Origin of the sequence: Paenibacillus mucilaginosus 3016, assembly GCF_000250655.1 — a bacterium.
In the GTDB taxonomy this organism is placed as follows: domain Bacteria; phylum Bacillota; class Bacilli; order Paenibacillales; family NBRC-103111; genus Paenibacillus_G; species Paenibacillus_G mucilaginosus.
This window is the reverse complement of sequence record NC_016935.1, coordinates 2,060,350-2,075,647: the sequence shown is the minus strand read 5'-3', so window position 1 is coordinate 2,075,647 and position 15,298 is coordinate 2,060,350. Positions and strand designations below refer to the sequence as shown.

Genomic DNA, 15,298 nt, shown 5'->3' with positions numbered 1-15,298 from the left:
GAAGGTTTCACCTTATGATGAAAGGAATGGAATCATGTCTCTTCCCCTGTCCGAAGCGGCCCGCAAGCTCCCGGCCCGCACGGCTCCCCTCTCCAAGACGTCCAGGAAGCGCCGATCTTCGACTGCCCTCCCTCTCTTTTTCTATACCCTGACCGCCCTTTTCCTGCTTGGTTCCGCAGGCAGTCTCTGGTTTTTCTTAACCTCCTCCGGGACCGAAGTCCGAATGCTGATGGCCGATACCCTGATTACGACCCAGCACCGGCACTGGGCCAAGTATCTCATCGGTACGGAAGAGCTCGACAAGCGTGTCAGCCGCTATATGGCCAAATTCGACGACTATTCGGTGGCGAAAGACCAAGGCCTCGTGCGTGTGGAAGCCGTTGAAACCACAGCCCCTGCAGCCGAAGCCAAGCCTGCTGTCTCGATCGAAGAGATCCAGGGCGCGAACTTCAAGGGCAAGCTGCTCATCGTCCATGATCCCAAGAAGCTGCGTATCGCGGTTCCCGGAACCAAAGGCAAGGGAGAGAAGGTCAGCTCCATGGTACAGCGCCTGGATGCCGTAGCCGGAGTGAACGCGGGCGGCTTCGTCGATCCGGAATGGAAGGGCAACGGGTTTCAGCCTACCGGCCTCGTTATTTCCGGCGGGCAGATTTTTTATAACGATGGTGGGATGAGCACGCCCAATCATATTGTCGGCATCGATAAGGACGGACGGATGATCGCCGGCAAATATACCGCCCAAGCGCTCCTGGACATGAATGTCCAAGAAGCCGTTACCTTCGCCCCCCGCTTCATTGTGAACGGCGTCGGGCAGATCAAGAACCAGGCCGACGGCTGGGGGATCGCCCCTCGCACCGCCATGGCGCAGAAGGCCGACGGGACGATCCTGCTCGCTATTATTGACGGCCGCCAGCCCGGACACAGCATTGGTGCCAGTCTCTATGACATCCAGCAGATTTTCCTTGAGCACGGAGCCGTTACGGCGGCCAACCTCGACGGAGGCTCGTCCAGCGTCCTGGTCGTCAATCCGAAGCACGCCTCTGCGATCGAAGGGATTGCTCCAGACCATGCGGCAGGTACTGCAGCGACGAACGGCAAGAAAGAAGGCACCGCCCTGCAGCCGCTCAACAAGCCGTCCAGCGAGTACGGCGAACGCTACCTGCCGACGGCTTGGCTGGTCTTTGAAGATCCAGATCAAACGGGGATCAAGAACATCTGGGAAGGCCTGGACCCGCGCAAAATCGATGCCTCCAAGTGGTAATAGGGCCGGCAGCGAATACCCTCATGTCGGACCAGGACGAGGACAATCCATTTGGCCAACATATCGTAACTTTGGTTAAATAAATGAACTAGTGATAGTGCAGCAGCGGAACGAATGCTCCGGCTTCGCTCAGAACGCAACTTCGGTCTCCCCTTCCCCGCCTGTCTTGTCTAAAGGCTGGGTTCGATCCGGTTCATACGTTTCAGTGAGCGTCCGTTGTTATATGAGCTGCAAGACGCTGAGCAAAAAAGAAAGGGACGCGTGTTCTTGACGAACAGCGTCCCTTTGCCGATTAATGCTCTTCCGCTTCGGCTGTCGTAGCGGCAACGGAAGCTTGGGCCGCCGCCACTTCCTCTGCGCCGTCACCCTGGCCGTTCTTCTTGAACGCCTGCCCTACCTGAGCGGCTGCCTGCTTCGCTTTGACGGCCAGCTCCGACGTTCCGCGGGAGATCGTCCCGGCCGCCGACTGCGTCTTCTCCGATACGACGGAGACGATCTGCTTCGACTTCTCGGCTACGTCCGCCGCCAGCTGCTGAGTCTTATCCCCTACCTGCTGTGCGCCTTCTGCGATATCGGAGCGCAGCTCACGGCCTGACTTGGGCGCGAACAGCAGAGCCGTCACCGCTCCGAGTACCGTTCCGACTACGGCGCCAACAAGCAAATCCTTACCTTTTTTCGGTGCTGTCATGTTCTCTACACTCCTTCGGTTTGGCCTGCCTGGAAGCCTGCCATCGCTGCCACAGATGAAGTCCGGCGGTCGTCAGCTCTACCACGTCGCCTACCGTGTCCCGGGAACCCTCCAAGGCCCGCTGCGCTTCCTGCACCGTACGCTCCACCGACGACGCCGCTTCCTGCATCGAACGGGACAGCCGCTTGGCTGCCGTCCCCGCTTCCGCTGCGGCTTCGAGCCAGGGATCCGCCGCCCGCATCCGCTGCTGCAGCTCCTCGACCACCGCCGTCGATGCGCGAAGCAGCCGCTCGGATTCTTCCCCGCTGCGCTTCACCTGCCGCTCAACGTCTTCGAGGATCTGCACCGTACGCCGCATCGACGAGCCGGCATCGCGCATCAGACGAACCGCACAAGCGGCCAGCACGACGAAAGCCAGCATACAAAGCCCGAGCCCCCACTGCCACCACATGGCGCTGCTCCCCCTTCCTGCCGGAAACCCGCTGCCTTCCCCTATAGCCGGTTTCCGGATCTTGGCGGGTATGTACCCGCCGGCACCTTCCTCTGCCGCCTCCGGCCAGCTCCCAGGGCGAATGCCCATGAGATACTACAGTATAAGCGGGGGAGCCCATTTTGACACTGATTCCGCAAAAAAAGGACAGAGCCGCTCCCCTCCTCCCCTGCAGCATTGGCAAATTCTGAAATTCAGCTATAATGATAGACGTATGAAGTCAAGCCTTCCTGGAAGTGTATGTGAACGGCTTAGAACGTGGGAGAACGGGGGAAACGAGATGAACCGGGAACAAGGACTGGCCCTGCTCGAAAGCGCGCGCATCGTGGCTATCGTGCGCGGTGTGAAGGAAGAGCATATCCTGGGTGTGGCGGAGGCGCTGCTGGACGGCGGCATTCCCGTTATGGAAGTCACCCTCAATACGGAGGGGGCGCTCGGGATGATCTCGCGCCTTCAGGAGACTTTCGGGGACCGAATGTACATAGGAGCAGGGACCGTACTGGACGTGGAGGATGCCAGGGCTGCGATCGAAGCGGGCGCCTCCTATCTCGTCACGCCCAATACCGATGAGAACGTCATCCGCTATGCCGCAGCTCGAGATATCCCGATCTTCCCGGGTGCCATGACACCGACAGAGGTCGTCCGCGCCTGGAAGAACGGTGCGTCGGCGATTAAGATTTTCCCTGGAGCGAGCCTCGGCATCGGGTACATCAAGGAGCTGATGGGCCCCTTGAGCCATATCCCGATGATGGCGGTAGGCGGAGTGACCGAGGAAAACATCGGCGAATTCATCAAGCTGGGCTGCTATGGCGTCGGGATCGGCGGCTCCCTCATTAACCTGAAGGAGATTGAAGCCGGCAATTACGGCTGGGTCCGCGACAAAGCGGCTCGACTGGCGGCCGGTGTCCGGGGAGCGGAGACCCGGTAATGGCGCTTGAGCCGCTGCAGGTATGCTGCACCGCCGGATTGAAGTCTGGCCCGATCTATCGGCGGAGACTATCGTAGAACAACAGGGGGCAGGTCATGGCGACCTTTGCTCCCTGTTTTCCGTTGAGCGTTGGAGAAGAGGCAATCTGCCCAGCGCCTGCGAATGAGGCGTTCGGTGACAGAGCAAAGTGGAAATATGCGGAAGACGGGGGTGATGGGAGCTCAGCTCCCAGCTTCCTCGGAAGAGGCACGCAACTTAGGGAAGCATGCTGCCTTAAGGGAAAAGGGAAATTATGGAGCCCCCATTCATGAGTTACTGATAACTGTATTCTTAGTGAACCGACGATTCATAAACCCGCGAACTTTCGTTCCGCAGGGCACTGCTACAACTGGTCGCTTCAAGCCGCTGCTGGATCAGGAGAAGAGAAATCGGTCACGAGATCAGCTACCGGCTTGGAAAATAAGAAATAGCGGAACTCCGATGCGCTATGCACTTCTTCCCAAAGGCTGCGACTCAAATAGCGGAACTGAGGTTCGCTATCTGGACGCAAGAGGCTGTTTTTTCCATGGAACGGAGCCTATAAGGCATCTGAGTTCCGTTATCGGCGGAAATAGCACGTCAAATACCGAAATAGAGAACTCCAGTTCCGCTATTTTGAAAATTGTGAAACGATCCCCCCGTATCCATCCACCACGCCCAGCAGAAAGGGCGTCTCCTGTCCCTTCTACCTGCCGCGTAGTCCGGCAGCACAAAAACAGGCGATCCTGCGGGGGCCGCCTGTTTTGCATTTTCACTATCAGTCCGTCTATCAGTCTATAGATCGGAGAGTAATCCCTCTCTACGGAGAGCGGACACACTAGCGAGCCTTCTTCACTATCGATGTCTAACCGCGGAACTTTCAAGTCCGGACACCACGCCCTGTGACTGCCTCCCTTAATGTGAAAAGCAGCCGCTGCCAGGACTGCCCCAAAGGGACAGGAGCAGCACGGATATCAACCGTTCTCTGTGAGTATGTAAAGGTGATCGGTATAACGGGAGACGCTCGAGTGGTGCATTTACGCGAACCTGAAATAACTTTTTCGAACCGAAGGGGCATCAAACCGGGAATCCTCCTGCATGCAGCTCGAACCCGGCTGATCCGAACGCCAACTCCCCTCGATGGTCAGCCGAACAGCAGTTAGTAAGCAGGCAGATAGAATAGGCCCAGGCCCGATCAGGTAGATAGAAAGGGTCTTGTGGAAGACGGTACTCGATTACCGGCACCCGCCTTACCCTCTCCTCATCCCCCCGGCGCCACTTCCGCTCCCAGCTCCATCACCAGCGGCAGCAGCACCCGTACCTCCGTGCCCTCCCCCTCGACCGAGGCCACCTGCATCGTTCCGCCGTGCAGCGCCACGATTTCCTGGCAGATCGCAAGGCCGAGCCCGGTGCCCTCCTTCTGTGGATCGGCCTGGTAGAACTTCTGCTCCACCTTGCCGAGATGCTCCGGAGCGATGCCGATGCCGCTGTCCCGCACCTGAACCCGGGCAGTCGCCTCATCGAAACGCGCGACCTCCAGCTCCACCCACCCTTCGGCCGGCGTGAACTTGATCGCATTGTCGAGCAGATTGAGCAGCACCTGCTTGAGCCGGTTGGCATCGCCGCGCACGACGAGCCGCTCTTCCGGCAGCAGCAGACGCAGCTCCTGGCGCTTGGCCGCCGTTTTGGATTTCATCTGGAGCGCCGCCTCTTCCACCAAAGCCTGCAGCGGAACCGCCGACAAGTCCAGCTCGATGTTCTTCTGGTAGAGCCGCGAGAAATCCAGCAGCTCCTCCACCAGGCCGACGAGCCGCTCCGTCTCCTTCGAGATGATCGACAGGCCGAGCCGTGTCTCCTCCCGGTCCTCGAGATCGCCGGTCAGCATCGTCTCGCTCCACCCCTTGATCGAGCTGAGAGGCGTACGGATCTCGTGGGAGATCGAGGAGATCCAGTCATTCTTGAGCGCCTCGCTGCGTACAATTTCGCTGGCCATGTAATTGAGGGTGCCGGCCAGCTCCCCGATCTCGTTGGGGTGTGAGGCGTCGAGACGCACATCGAAGCGCCCCCGGGCCATCTCGGCCGACGCCCTCGTCATCACCTTAATCGGCCTCACGATCGAGTCCGCCAGCGTGAGGGAGAACAGGATCACGAGCACCAGCACCAGCAGGCCGACGCACGCGGCGATCGTATAGATGGCCCGGAGCACCCGGTCCACCTCCTCGAGCGAGGTAACATAGCGGGCCACTGCGAGGGTCTGGCCACCGAAGATGAGAGGCATCGAGACGGCCATGATGTGCTCTCCGGTGGCCGGGTTCGTCCCGCTCCATACCCCGGTGCCTCCCTTCCAGGCTTCGGCGACGTCGGCCGTGCGCACCAGGCCGGAGGACACGAACCCGCTCGTCCCGGCGAGCACGCTCCCGTCCCGGTCGACAATCTCCAGCTCCGCCGTCTCGTAAGCAAAGCTCGTCACAAGCCGGCTCAGATGCTGGTTGAGATTCGTATAATGCAGGTCGCCCGCGAACCGGGTGTAGAAGGACGTCGAGACCATGGCATGGTTCGAGAGCACCCCGACGATGCCGCTGTAATAGAACTGCCGGACCGCGATGAAAAAGACGCCCTCTACGAGCACCAGGGCCAGCAGGACGGCAATCACGAAGCGGGAGACCATCTGCAGCCGCAGAGAGCGGCGGCGGAGCATCATGGGCGTTCCCCCCGGTTGAAGCGGTATCCGCTGCCCCACACCGTCTCAATGAAGACCGGCTTTGACGGCTGGTCCTCGATCTTCTGGCGCAGCCGGCGGATGTTGACGTCGACGATCTTCGGGTCCCCGACATAATCGGCGCCCCAGACCGCATCGAGCAGGGCGTCGCGGGTCCACACCCGGTCATCGTGGGAGAGAAGCAGCGACACCAGCGAGAATTCCGTCGGTGTAAGGTCAATCCGTTCCCCATGCTTCAGCAGCTCCATCGCCCCCCGCCGCAGCTCGAACGGCCCGCTCTGGACCGGACTCTCACCGTCTTCCTCCTCGGCCTCCTGCTGCTCCGTCCGGCTGATGCGGCGCAGCAGCGACTGGATGCGCGCCATGAGCTCGCCCGGACTGAAGGGCTTGCTGACATGGTCGTCCGCCCCGAGGGAGAGCCCCATGACTTTGTCCTGCTCCTGCACCTTCGCCGTAAGAAAAATAATGCCGATCCGCTCATTGACCTCCCGGACGCGGCGGCATACCTCGAACCCGTCGATGCCGGGCACCATCACATCCAGCAGCGCGATATCGAAGCCGGGCTCGCCCAGCAGATGAGCCAGGGCCTCATCGCCGTTCACCGCCTCGGTCACCTCATGCCCCTGACGCTTCAGATTCACGACAACGAAGCTGCGGATGGAATCTTCGTCTTCCAGTATCAAGATTCGGCCCATGCCGGCGCACTCCCTTCGCTTTTCATCTCGGACAGCAGGTGCAGCAGGCTCCGGTACTCCTCCGCCTCCCGGTTGATCGCCAGCACCTTGTCGGCCGTCCGGTGAACCGGCAGCCAGTCGGTCTGCTCCTCATTCCACGCCTCGATCGGAAACATGCGGATCTCGGCCAGCCTTACCGTGCTGCCTGGAGCCGCAATGAACCGGACGGCGGTTCCTTCCTCCACCTCCAGCGTGGTCTCCGGCGGCCACTCGGCCGGGAAATCGAAGTAATATCCGTCCTGCCCGCTCCAATACCGCCGGAGCACCCGCTGGAAGCCGCCGCTGCCGTCCCAGCGGCTGTACGTATAGATCCAGGGGATCAGCGCGATCGGCTGCTTCTCCCACCCGGGGGGCGCCTCCATGCCGACGACATCCAGGATGCCGTCGCGGTCCGCATCCTCGCTCTGGGCGGTGTACGCCTTCGAGGTCAGCTTCGGATCGAAGGCCCGCCGGAGCCGGCCGTCCCTGTAGATCAGCATCTCCGTATAGGAGGAGTGGGCGCCTACGGCCGCGTCCAGCACGACGCCCCGGAGCTCCGGCGTCACCCGGCCGCTGATCATGCTGTAATACCCTTCTACCGTGCCGTCGAGGGTAAGGGTGCTTATTTTCCGCAGTCCGTTCTCATATTCATAAAGGGCAGCGGCGGAGGTCCGCTTCTCCCTGTCATGAAGGATGACGGTGAGATCCTGGCGGTCGTTGCCGTTCAGATCGTCGATCACGTAATCCGTGTACGGCAGCTCGAACTTCTTCACCGCCCGGCCGTGCTCCACCGCATATACGGCGAGCCCCTTCGGGGCATCCTCCGAGGTCGCATACGCGGCGACCACATTGACCCCGCGGGCGGTGTCATCCAGCGTAATCCGTTCGAAGCGCAGCTCGTCGAGCTCGTAGCCCGCCCCCTCGAATGAATCGGAGCGCTTCCAGGCCCCGTCCGACTGGCTCCAGATCTCGCCGTGGAGCTGCTCGCTTTCTTTGATTTTATAATAAAAGACCGCTTCCTCGCTCCCGTCTCCGTCCAGATCGACCACGGAGATCGCGCCGGCCTGTACGGCATGGCTCGGACGGACCAGGGCCGCCCCCGGAGGCAGGGCCGCCTCGATTACGGACTTCAGCGTCTCCTGCTCCGCCGGCAGCTTCGGCAGACGCATGTAGGCGCCGGGCTGTCCGATGAGGGAGCAGCCTGTACAGCCGAGCAGAGCCAGCAGAAGCAGCCCTTTGGTTAGGTAGTCGCCCATGGCAGGTGCTTCCCTTCCTTCCGCATAGAATCAGATCATCCCGCGGCTGCACCATGCGTATTTCGCATACAACATGGGTAATAGCCACTAACAGCCTGTCCTATATTGTAAAAGAAATTCGGGCCGCCCGGGTAACATTTCCGTAACATTTTGGCGAATACCGGAATAATTTTAATCGTTTTGTAACCTTTTAGCCGATAACATGCGTTATGATGATAGGCAGTGTTCGACATTCGCTGCAGGAGGTAGACGATGTTTCCATCGCGTATCAAATCCAAAAAACGTATCACGCTCCGTAGTACTGTCGTATGCCTTGCGGTCCTGGGAGCGGGAGCCGCCGCGTATGCCGGATATCTCTTTTTTCAAGCCGACAAGGCCCTTCAGAATATGTCCGTAGCCACTCCCTCGCCGATCAAGACGGGACTTCTGTCCGGCGAAGCTTCAGCCAGTGAGGCCACCTGGAGACCGATGAGCTTCCTGCTTACCGGGGTGGACAGCCGCGGAGGCAGCGGTGGCAGCATGAATACCGACGTACTGATGCTCGTCACGCTGAACCCCGAGTCGCGCAAGGCCACGGTCGTCTCCATTCCCCGGGATCTCGAGATGAAGCCCAAGGAGTTCGGGCTCTCGGCCCACAAAGCCAATTATTATTACGCCTACTACTATAATCAGGACAAAAATAGCGCCATCCCGAAGACCAAAGAACTGTTCAGCGACATGTTCGGACTGCCGATCGATTATATGGCGGCCATCGATTTTGACGGCTTCCGGGATGTGGTCGATGAGCTCGGGGGAATCGAAACCTATGTCGACATGGATATGCGCTATGTGGACACGTGGGACGGCACCGACATCAATCTGAAGCAGGGCCTGCAGACGCTGAACGGCAAGCAGACGCTCGACTTCCTGCGCTACCGCAAGTCCAACCGCGGGACGGAGGAATCCTCCGATACGGCGCGCAACGAACGGCAGCAGAAGGTGCTGGATGAGCTCCTGGACAAAATGACCTCCTTCAGCGGCATCGCCGGATGGGGCGGAATCCTGGAGATTGCCGGCAAGAGCGTCAAGACGGATATCCCGGCCGACGAGCTGCGGCGGTTCATTCTCTCCTTCCAGAAGCTGAAGCCCGACAGCATCGAGTTCATCCACCTGAACGGCCGCTGGGAGAGCCCGTACATCGTGCCGAAGGAGGAAGATCTGGCCGCGGCGATCGCTTCCCTCCGGGCGCAGCTGGAGCTTCCAGCCGATACCCAGACGGCGAGCGGATCCGGATCTACATACAGCTCGCTCTACAAGCGCTTCGGGATCGACCGGGCTGTGGCATCGAAGGAACCGGCATCGACAGCGAATTCGCAGAGTCTGAATTCGACGAAGACGCAGACGGCGAACTCAACCAGGACTCAGACGACCACCACGCCGAAGACGCAGACCACGAACTCGACGAAGACACAGACTTCAAGTTCAACTTCGACGAAGACACAAACGACCGGTTCGACGAAGACGCAGACCACGGATTCGGCCAAGAGCCCAACCTCGGAGACCACCAAAACTCAGACAGTGAATTCCACCAAGACGCCGGCGACGGATTCGGTGAAAGCTCCGGCGACGAACACCACGCAGACTACGAATTCGACGAAGACGCCGGCCACCGATTCTACGAAGGCTCCGGACGCCACCGATACGACGGGTACGGAGTCAACGAAGGTCCCTGCCGCGGGTACGACAACAACAACGCAGACCACCGAGCCGGTGGAACAACCCACGCAATCGGCACCGACGCAGACTACCGAGCCTTCGTCCGTACCGGCAGCCGGGTCCACGAAGGTTCAAACCGAAATCAAGGCGGAGGCCGACGCGCCGTCCGAGCCTGCAGCTACAAGATCGTTCCGCTGAGCGGGACGGTCTTTCTTTTTGGGATAGAGGCACAGTATACTGGAAGAAACATGAACAGAAAGTCAGGTGGGAAGGAATGGCAGAAAAAATCATCCGCAAGCTTGGAGACCCCGTATTGAGGGAAAAGTGCAGACCCGTTCCCGGAATGACACCGACCGTGCTCAAGCTGCTCAACGATTTGAAGGAAACGTTATATGCCGACTCCGGCCGGGCGGGTCTGGCGGCACCTCAGATTGGAATCGCCAAGCGGGTGGCCGTGCTGGATATGGGAGAGGGTCTGATCGAGCTGATCAACCCGGAGATCGTGGAGAAGAGCGGCGAAATCGCCTCCATCGAAGGATGTCTGTCTCTGCCCAAATTATACGGAGAGGTCAAGCGCGCGGAGAAGGTGCGGGTCAAGACCCTGAACCGGGAAGGACAGGAGGTCTTCCTCGAAGCGGAGGGCCGGACGGCGGTCTGCATGCAGCACGAGATCGACCATCTCGACGGCATCCTGTATATCGATTACCTGAAAGACGGGGAGCTCTTCAACGAAGATACCGGCGAAGCGGTATCCGTCTGGGAAGCGGTCCGGATGTCCCGCAGCGGCCAGGCGGCTTTCTAAGAAGGGCCTGACGACCGGAATAACAGTCCTACAGATAAAAGCAAAGAGCGGCCCAGTGCCGCTCTTTTTGACGTTCTGCATGGATCAGAATCCCGAAGAGAAGCGCTTCAGGTCTTCCAGCAGCTCGGCATTCGGCTCCTGGGCCGCTGCCCCTTCTTCGCCTTCCTCTTCCTCGGAGGAGGAGGAGAGACAGTCCAGCTTCTCGATCAGCGACGCCGTGACGAACTCGGCATTGACGCTGTAGTGCTTCAGCAGCGCGTTGAGCTTCTCCAGCTGTTCGTGGTTCTCCATGATTTCATTCAGACGGCTCATGGCTTGATCCTCCTTATGCGCGGCGGCTCCTGCCGCTCCATCTCCGTAGTGTCATCCTCAGCCTGGTCCTCTTCGTCCCGGTACTGCATGTATTCGTTCCATCTCTCGGCCGCCACACCCTGAGGCAGAGAGCGGCCCAGCCCCTCGCTGAACCGGCGAAATTGAATGCTGTCCATGGCAGTTCCCCTCCTCGGATTCACAGGATCGGTTTTAGGATGGCCCTCCTTCCCGTTTCTTACACTCCACTGGTCTTCCCACCGGTACTAGAAAAAAATAGTACTTACGCAGCCGCTTAAGATCCCGTTACAATCCGTTTATATGATCAAGTATCGGGGGGAGAGACGCATGAAGGAAACCCTGTACCGGATGGGACACAGTCCCGCCGTTCTGCCTGCCGCCTGGGGGCGGGCAGCCGCGGCGCTGGGACTGCTGGCCGGATGGCTGCTCCTGGCCCGCGGACTGGCTGGCTCGGAGAGCCTGTATACCCGGCTGGGTGAAGCGGGGGCCGGCGGGCTCGTCCTGCTATGGAATCTGGTCTGTCTCCTGCTCAGCCTTCGTTATGGCTGGCGGGAGCTGCGGCTTGCGGCCTTCGCCGGCACCTGGCTGCTCTTCCTGCTCTATTACCTGCAGCTCCACCTGCCGGGACCGGAAGGCTGGAGCACTCCGCTGCGGGCGGCCTGGTCCATCTACCTGTTCTACACAGCCGCCCTCTTCTGCACCTCCTGGATGCAGCGCCGCGAGCAGGGGGGGCTGAACCTGCGGCTCGGGATCGTGAACGGGTTTCTCTTCGGCTTCTGGGTTCTCGTCCTGGGGAAGGGAGGGCTTCCGGTAACCTATGTCATGCTGGCCATGGGAGGCATTTATCTGCTCCTGTCGCTCGGCACGTACCGGATGACACAGGAGCTCTCCACTCCCGTGATGACCAAACTCTTCGGAGGCCTGTTCCTGCTCCTCTTGGCGGCCATCCGGTTCGCCCGGGACCTGCAGCTGCCTCCGCAGCTCTTCCTGATCTGCGGCATTGCGCTCTCCATGGGCCTGCTGGCAGCCGGGCAGCTGCGCCGGCTCGACCTGCTGAGGGGCGGCGCGATCCTCGTCTGGCTGGCCGTTCTGCTCCGCTGGCTGTGGCTCCAGCTCCATACCGCCGCAGACCTGCCGGCCGCTGCGCACGGGCAGCCCTTCCTGCAGGGACCCTGGGGCATCTGGCTGCTCCTGCTGCTCTCCGGGGGGCTCCTGTGCAGGCGCAGCGCCTTCGGCGGGCTGCAGGAGGAAGACAACCGCATCGTAAACGGCTCGCTGATCCTGCTTACCCAGGTCTGCTTCGGCGGGCTGGCTGCTTCACTCCTGCCGTGGAATGAAGCCGGGTTCCTGCCGCGGGAGCTGGCCCTGTCGGCCATATGGGGAGGGCATGCACTGGGTCTGTTCCTGTGGGGAACCTGGAAGCAGCGCAAGCGGTACCAGGCCTTCGGATCGTTCGCACTCATCTGCATCTTCGTGAAGGCGCTGATGTACGATCTGGGCTCGGCCGGCCTGCGGGAGAAGCTCATGGTTCTCGCCGTACTGGCTCTGGTATCCTGTACGGCCGCCGCCGTCAACAACCGGTGCAGCAGGCGTGCGGAGAGCGGCCTTCCAGCCGGGGAGAAGGTCCGAAAGCAGGGTGAAGTAGGCCGCAGCGCATAGCCAGAAACCGTTCGGCTCCCGAAGCCGGACGGTTTCTTCTCTGTTGAACACCAGTCCAGCCCCGCGGCGAACCCCTGTGTAAACGGTGAACGGGTGATCGTGATGGCTTCAGCCTCTTCTTGTCTCCTCCCCTGCAAAACAAAAAACCATCCTGACGGCAGCAAGCCGGTCAGGATGGTTCCGCATCGCCAGCCGCGGACAGCTGACGAATTTCGTAGGTGCACTTGCCCCCGCCCTTGGCCAGACATTCCGTCCTCTCGATCCGCGCTTCCGGACCGAGCAGGCTCTGGAACATGGCAAGTTCGCAGGAGCAGGCATGATTATATTGGTTCGCGACCTGGGCGATCGGACAGTTGAATTCCTGGAGCAGATAGGTCCCGTCTTCGAGCTGTTCGAGATCAACCATATAGCCGTTGGCGTTCTGGATCGCCGCCAGTTCCTTGACGCGGCCCGCCCAGTCCTTGGCATCCATCCGTTCCCGGTAGCGTGAGACTAAGCCGTTCCTTGCGGCGGTCGAACAGAAAATCGACCTTGTCCGCACCGGCCGTCAGCTCCAGTTCCTCGAGCAGATCCATCGCCAGGTGCTGGTACTTCTTCGGGAACAGATCGTCCGCATGCTCCGTCAAGGAATACAGGTGGGCCGGACGCCCCATGGCCTGCCGCACAAGCTTGGCCTCGATAAGCTGGTCCCGCTCAAGGGTGTGCAGATGCCGGCGTACGGCCATCTCGGTAATGCCGAGCTGCTTCGCCATCTCCCCTGCACTCAGCGGTCCCTTGGTCTTAAGCATCGTTACTATGACCTTGCGTGTGGAGCCGTCTTCCGTCTTCATGCGGTCTCACCGTCCTTCTAGCAGCCAGCCGCCTTACGATGCGCGGCTCATGTCTGTACCGTATGAATACGTTTATTGTATACGAAAGTACGCCATAAGTAAATTACTATACTACTATGTATATAAAGCCCCCTTTTCCCGGCTGTCACGAGGAATGGTACACAGAAAGTGGCAGCTCTTCCTACCTCCTTCCATGAAATAAGCCCCTCCGCATAATAAATAGGCCAGCCGGATTGCACCGGCTGGCCTTACAAGAATTAAGGCCGTCCCAAGAAAGACGGCCTCAGCGTAAGATCCTGCATTCCTTGTTTCCCAAGCGAAGTCCGCTTTCCGCACATCCCCCGGCTTCCGAACCCAACCGCGAAAGGGTCCAGGAAAAGCCGGGTTCCCGCTGCTAGATCACTTCCTTGCGGATAAACGCCGGCACCCGCTCCGCGAAGGCTTCCAGGGCTGCGGGCAGCCGGGAGATCATCGGATGAAGACCGCTGCGCTCCACCGAGGTATACTCCTGGGTCAGTGCACGGCGCAGACCGACAAGCTCGCGGAGCACGGCGGCCGTGTCGGCTTCGAGCACCCCTTCGCCGGCCAGGATGTCGACAATATCCTCATAGGAGCTGGCATCGCGCATCATGAATGCGTCAATGAGCAGGCTGCCGACGTCCGTTACCGTCTCAATGGCCAGGTACAGGGTACGCTCCTGGGCTAGGTGCAGCAGGAGCGCACCGCCATTCTCCCCGCCGCCGGCCCACGCGGCGGCTTCCAGCTGCCGGCAGGCGGCCGTCAGCGTCGGCAGGAACGCGAGGCGGGTATCGATTTGCTCATGGTTTACATAGTACATGACTTATCCCCGTTTCTTCTTTTTCCAGCGCGACCACAGGATCACGGCCGGGAATGCGGCGAACAGCAGGATGATCAGCAGGAGAGCCTGCATCAGATATTCGTAGCTCATGGTGTCGTAAGCTCCTTCTGTAATTGTACCCCGCTGTCCGTGTCCCCTCCGTGCCGCGTATAGGCCCAGTGGTTCGTCGGCCCGTGGCCGCCGCCGATGCCCAGCTCGTAACGGATGGCCAGCGTGATGAACTTCTTCGCAGTATGGGCCGCCTCCAGCAGCGTTCTGCCTTTGGCCAGCTCCGCACAGACCGCCGCCGAGAAGGTGCACCCGGTCCCGTGCGTATGCCGGGTCTCATACCGCTCCGCGCTGAGCAGATGGAACGACTCCCCGTCATAGAGCACATCCGTCGGGGCGCCCTCATAGTGCCCGCCCTTGACGATGGCGGCTCCCGCCCCCATCTCCTTTACGATCACCACGGCCGCTTTCTTCATATCATCCAGCGAGCTCAGCTTCAGGCCGGTGATGACCTCCGCCTCCGGCAGGTTCGGCGTCACGACGGCGGCCAGCGGCAGCAGCTTCTCCCGAAGCGCATCCCGGGCGCTCTCGGCCAGCAGCGAAGCGCCGCCCTTCGCCACCATGACCGGGTCCACGACCAGCCGGGTCAGCCCCGCCTTCGCGATGCAGTCCGCGACGAGCTCGATCACCTGCGGCTGGGAGAGCATCCCGGTCTTGGCGGCGTCCGCCCCCACATCTGTCAGGACGGCATGGATCTGCCGCTCGATGCCTTCGAGCGGGATGTCGTAGATCCCGTGCACGCCGAGCGTATTCTGGGCAGTGACCGCCGTGACGGCCGACGTGCCGAAGACGTCCAGCATCTGAAACGTCTTGAGGTCGGCCTGGATGCCGGCCCCTCCGCCGCTGTCCGAGCCGGCTATCGTTAACGCTTTGTACAAAGTCATTCGGATTCCTCTCCTTCGGTACTGCAGACGCTCGTCCTATTGCTTCCTTCATCAGTGTAGTACGCCCTTCCGGACGCGTCAAGGCGCACGCCATCAAGCGGAAGAGCGCTTACGTGAT

14 protein-coding genes and 1 pseudogene are annotated in these 15,298 nt (G+C 60.6%); 5 read left to right on the top strand and 10 right to left on the bottom strand.

All coding sequences use genetic code 11. The annotated features are described in order from the left end of the window. Window positions 1–34 precede the first annotated feature (34 nt). On the top strand, window positions 35–1,261 hold the full coding sequence (locus tag PM3016_RS09305) for a phosphodiester glycosidase family protein (protein ID WP_014369252.1): 1,227 nt from the start codon (window positions 35–37) through the stop codon (window positions 1,259–1,261). A gap of 292 nt (window positions 1,262–1,553) precedes the next feature. On the opposite strand, the gene PM3016_RS09300 is transcribed toward PM3016_RS09305, so the two are convergent. Next, window positions 1,554–1,949: a YtxH domain-containing protein gene (locus PM3016_RS09300; RefSeq protein WP_013915256.1), complete on the bottom strand. Its 396-nt coding sequence runs from the start codon at window positions 1,947–1,949 to the stop codon at window positions 1,554–1,556. Continuing rightward, complete coding sequence (locus tag PM3016_RS09295) at window positions 1,927–2,400, bottom strand: DUF948 domain-containing protein (RefSeq protein ID WP_014369251.1); 474 nt, start codon at window positions 2,398–2,400, stop codon at window positions 1,927–1,929. Before PM3016_RS09295 ends, PM3016_RS09300 begins: the two co-directional genes overlap by 23 nt. 319 nt (window positions 2,401–2,719) lie before the next feature. Between PM3016_RS09295 and PM3016_RS09290 the strand changes: the two genes are divergently transcribed. Continuing rightward, the gene (locus PM3016_RS09290; protein WP_014369250.1) at window positions 2,720–3,367 is read left to right on the top strand and encodes a bifunctional 4-hydroxy-2-oxoglutarate aldolase/2-dehydro-3-deoxy-phosphogluconate aldolase; all 648 of its coding nucleotides are present in this window, start codon (window positions 2,720–2,722) and stop codon (window positions 3,365–3,367) included. A 1,279-nt stretch (window positions 3,368–4,646) separates the two neighbouring features. Here PM3016_RS09290 and PM3016_RS09285 read toward each other — a convergent pair. From PM3016_RS09285 to PM3016_RS09275, 3 genes are read right to left on the bottom strand one after another with little or no spacing between them, the layout of a single operon-like run. Further along, window positions 4,647–6,086: a sensor histidine kinase gene (locus PM3016_RS09285; protein ID WP_014369248.1), complete on the bottom strand. Its 1,440-nt coding sequence runs from the start codon at window positions 6,084–6,086 to the stop codon at window positions 4,647–4,649. Beyond that, window positions 6,083–6,799, bottom strand: a complete 717-nt coding sequence (locus PM3016_RS09280; protein ID WP_014369247.1) for a response regulator transcription factor — start codon at window positions 6,797–6,799, stop codon at window positions 6,083–6,085. Before PM3016_RS09280 ends, PM3016_RS09285 begins: the two co-directional genes overlap by 4 nt. Further along, a complete protein-coding gene (locus PM3016_RS09275; protein WP_014369246.1) occupies window positions 6,784–8,073 on the bottom strand; it encodes a hypothetical protein in 1,290 nt (429 codons plus the stop codon). The genes PM3016_RS09280 and PM3016_RS09275 overlap by 16 nt, the downstream gene beginning before the upstream one ends. 252 nt (window positions 8,074–8,325) lie before the next feature. Between PM3016_RS09275 and PM3016_RS09270 the strand changes: the two genes are divergently transcribed. Next, window positions 8,326–9,966, top strand: coding sequence for an LCP family protein (locus PM3016_RS09270; RefSeq protein WP_014369245.1), 1,641 nt, complete (start codon window positions 8,326–8,328; stop codon window positions 9,964–9,966). Between the two features lie 76 nt (window positions 9,967–10,042). Next, window positions 10,043–10,570 carry a peptide deformylase gene (gene def, locus PM3016_RS09265; protein WP_014369244.1) on the top strand — a complete coding sequence of 176 codons (528 nt, stop codon included), beginning with the start codon at window positions 10,043–10,045 and terminating at the stop codon, window positions 10,568–10,570. Window positions 10,571–10,654: 84 nt separating this feature from the next. On the opposite strand, the gene PM3016_RS09260 is transcribed toward def, so the two are convergent. Both PM3016_RS09260 and PM3016_RS09255 read right to left on the bottom strand, forming a co-directional pair. Beyond that, a complete protein-coding gene (locus PM3016_RS09260; protein WP_013915248.1) occupies window positions 10,655–10,882 on the bottom strand; it encodes a hypothetical protein in 228 nt (75 codons plus the stop codon). Further along, the gene (locus tag PM3016_RS09255) at window positions 10,879–11,058 is read right to left on the bottom strand and encodes a hypothetical protein (RefSeq protein WP_013915247.1); all 180 of its coding nucleotides are present in this window, start codon (window positions 11,056–11,058) and stop codon (window positions 10,879–10,881) included. The genes PM3016_RS09260 and PM3016_RS09255 overlap by 4 nt, the downstream gene beginning before the upstream one ends. A gap of 169 nt (window positions 11,059–11,227) precedes the next feature. Between PM3016_RS09255 and PM3016_RS09250 the strand changes: the two genes are divergently transcribed. After that, window positions 11,228–12,559: a hypothetical protein gene (locus PM3016_RS09250; RefSeq protein ID WP_014369243.1), complete on the top strand. Its 1,332-nt coding sequence runs from the start codon at window positions 11,228–11,230 to the stop codon at window positions 12,557–12,559. 169 nt (window positions 12,560–12,728) lie between these two features. On the opposite strand, the pseudogene PM3016_RS09245 reads toward PM3016_RS09250, so the two are convergent. The 3 genes and pseudogenes from PM3016_RS09245 to thiD all read right to left on the bottom strand — a co-directional run bounded on the left by PM3016_RS09245 (window position 12,729) and on the right by thiD (window position 15,180). Further along, window positions 12,729–13,389 (bottom strand): annotated as a pseudogene (locus PM3016_RS09245) (helix-turn-helix transcriptional regulator). Between the two features lie 394 nt (window positions 13,390–13,783). Continuing rightward, window positions 13,784–14,227 carry a DUF86 domain-containing protein gene (locus tag PM3016_RS09240; protein ID WP_013915244.1) on the bottom strand — a complete coding sequence of 148 codons (444 nt, stop codon included), beginning with the start codon at window positions 14,225–14,227 and terminating at the stop codon, window positions 13,784–13,786. 107 nt (window positions 14,228–14,334) lie between these two features. Beyond that, entirely contained in the window at window positions 14,335–15,180 is an 846-nt protein-coding gene (gene thiD, locus PM3016_RS09235; protein ID WP_013915243.1) for a bifunctional hydroxymethylpyrimidine kinase/phosphomethylpyrimidine kinase, read from the bottom strand. Between the last annotated feature and the right edge of the window lie 118 nt (window positions 15,181–15,298).

Excerpts from the sequence above, each read along its gene's own strand:
- PM3016_RS09305 (WP_014369252.1), top strand. The coding sequence starts at position 35 with ATGTCTCTTCCCCTGTCCGAAGCGGCCCGCAAGCTCCCGGCCCGCACG.
- PM3016_RS09300 (WP_013915256.1), bottom strand. The coding sequence starts at position 1,949 with ATGACAGCACCGAAAAAAGGTAAGGATTTGCTTGTTGGCGCCGTAGTC.
- PM3016_RS09295 (WP_014369251.1), bottom strand. The coding sequence starts at position 2,400 with ATGTGGTGGCAGTGGGGGCTCGGGCTTTGTATGCTGGCTTTCGTCGTG.
- PM3016_RS09290 (WP_014369250.1), top strand. The coding sequence starts at position 2,720 with ATGAACCGGGAACAAGGACTGGCCCTGCTCGAAAGCGCGCGCATCGTG.
- PM3016_RS09285 (WP_014369248.1), bottom strand. The coding sequence starts at position 6,086 with ATGATGCTCCGCCGCCGCTCTCTGCGGCTGCAGATGGTCTCCCGCTTC.
- PM3016_RS09280 (WP_014369247.1), bottom strand. The coding sequence starts at position 6,799 with ATGGGCCGAATCTTGATACTGGAAGACGAAGATTCCATCCGCAGCTTC.
- PM3016_RS09275 (WP_014369246.1), bottom strand. The coding sequence starts at position 8,073 with ATGGGCGACTACCTAACCAAAGGGCTGCTTCTGCTGGCTCTGCTCGGC.
- PM3016_RS09270 (WP_014369245.1), top strand. The coding sequence starts at position 8,326 with ATGTTTCCATCGCGTATCAAATCCAAAAAACGTATCACGCTCCGTAGT.
- def (WP_014369244.1), top strand. The coding sequence starts at position 10,043 with ATGGCAGAAAAAATCATCCGCAAGCTTGGAGACCCCGTATTGAGGGAA.
- PM3016_RS09260 (WP_013915248.1), bottom strand. The coding sequence starts at position 10,882 with ATGAGCCGTCTGAATGAAATCATGGAGAACCACGAACAGCTGGAGAAG.
- PM3016_RS09255 (WP_013915247.1), bottom strand. The coding sequence starts at position 11,058 with ATGGACAGCATTCAATTTCGCCGGTTCAGCGAGGGGCTGGGCCGCTCT.
- PM3016_RS09250 (WP_014369243.1), top strand. The coding sequence starts at position 11,228 with ATGAAGGAAACCCTGTACCGGATGGGACACAGTCCCGCCGTTCTGCCT.
- PM3016_RS09240 (WP_013915244.1), bottom strand. The coding sequence starts at position 14,227 with ATGTACTATGTAAACCATGAGCAAATCGATACCCGCCTCGCGTTCCTG.
- thiD (WP_013915243.1), bottom strand. The coding sequence starts at position 15,180 with ATGACTTTGTACAAAGCGTTAACGATAGCCGGCTCGGACAGCGGCGGA.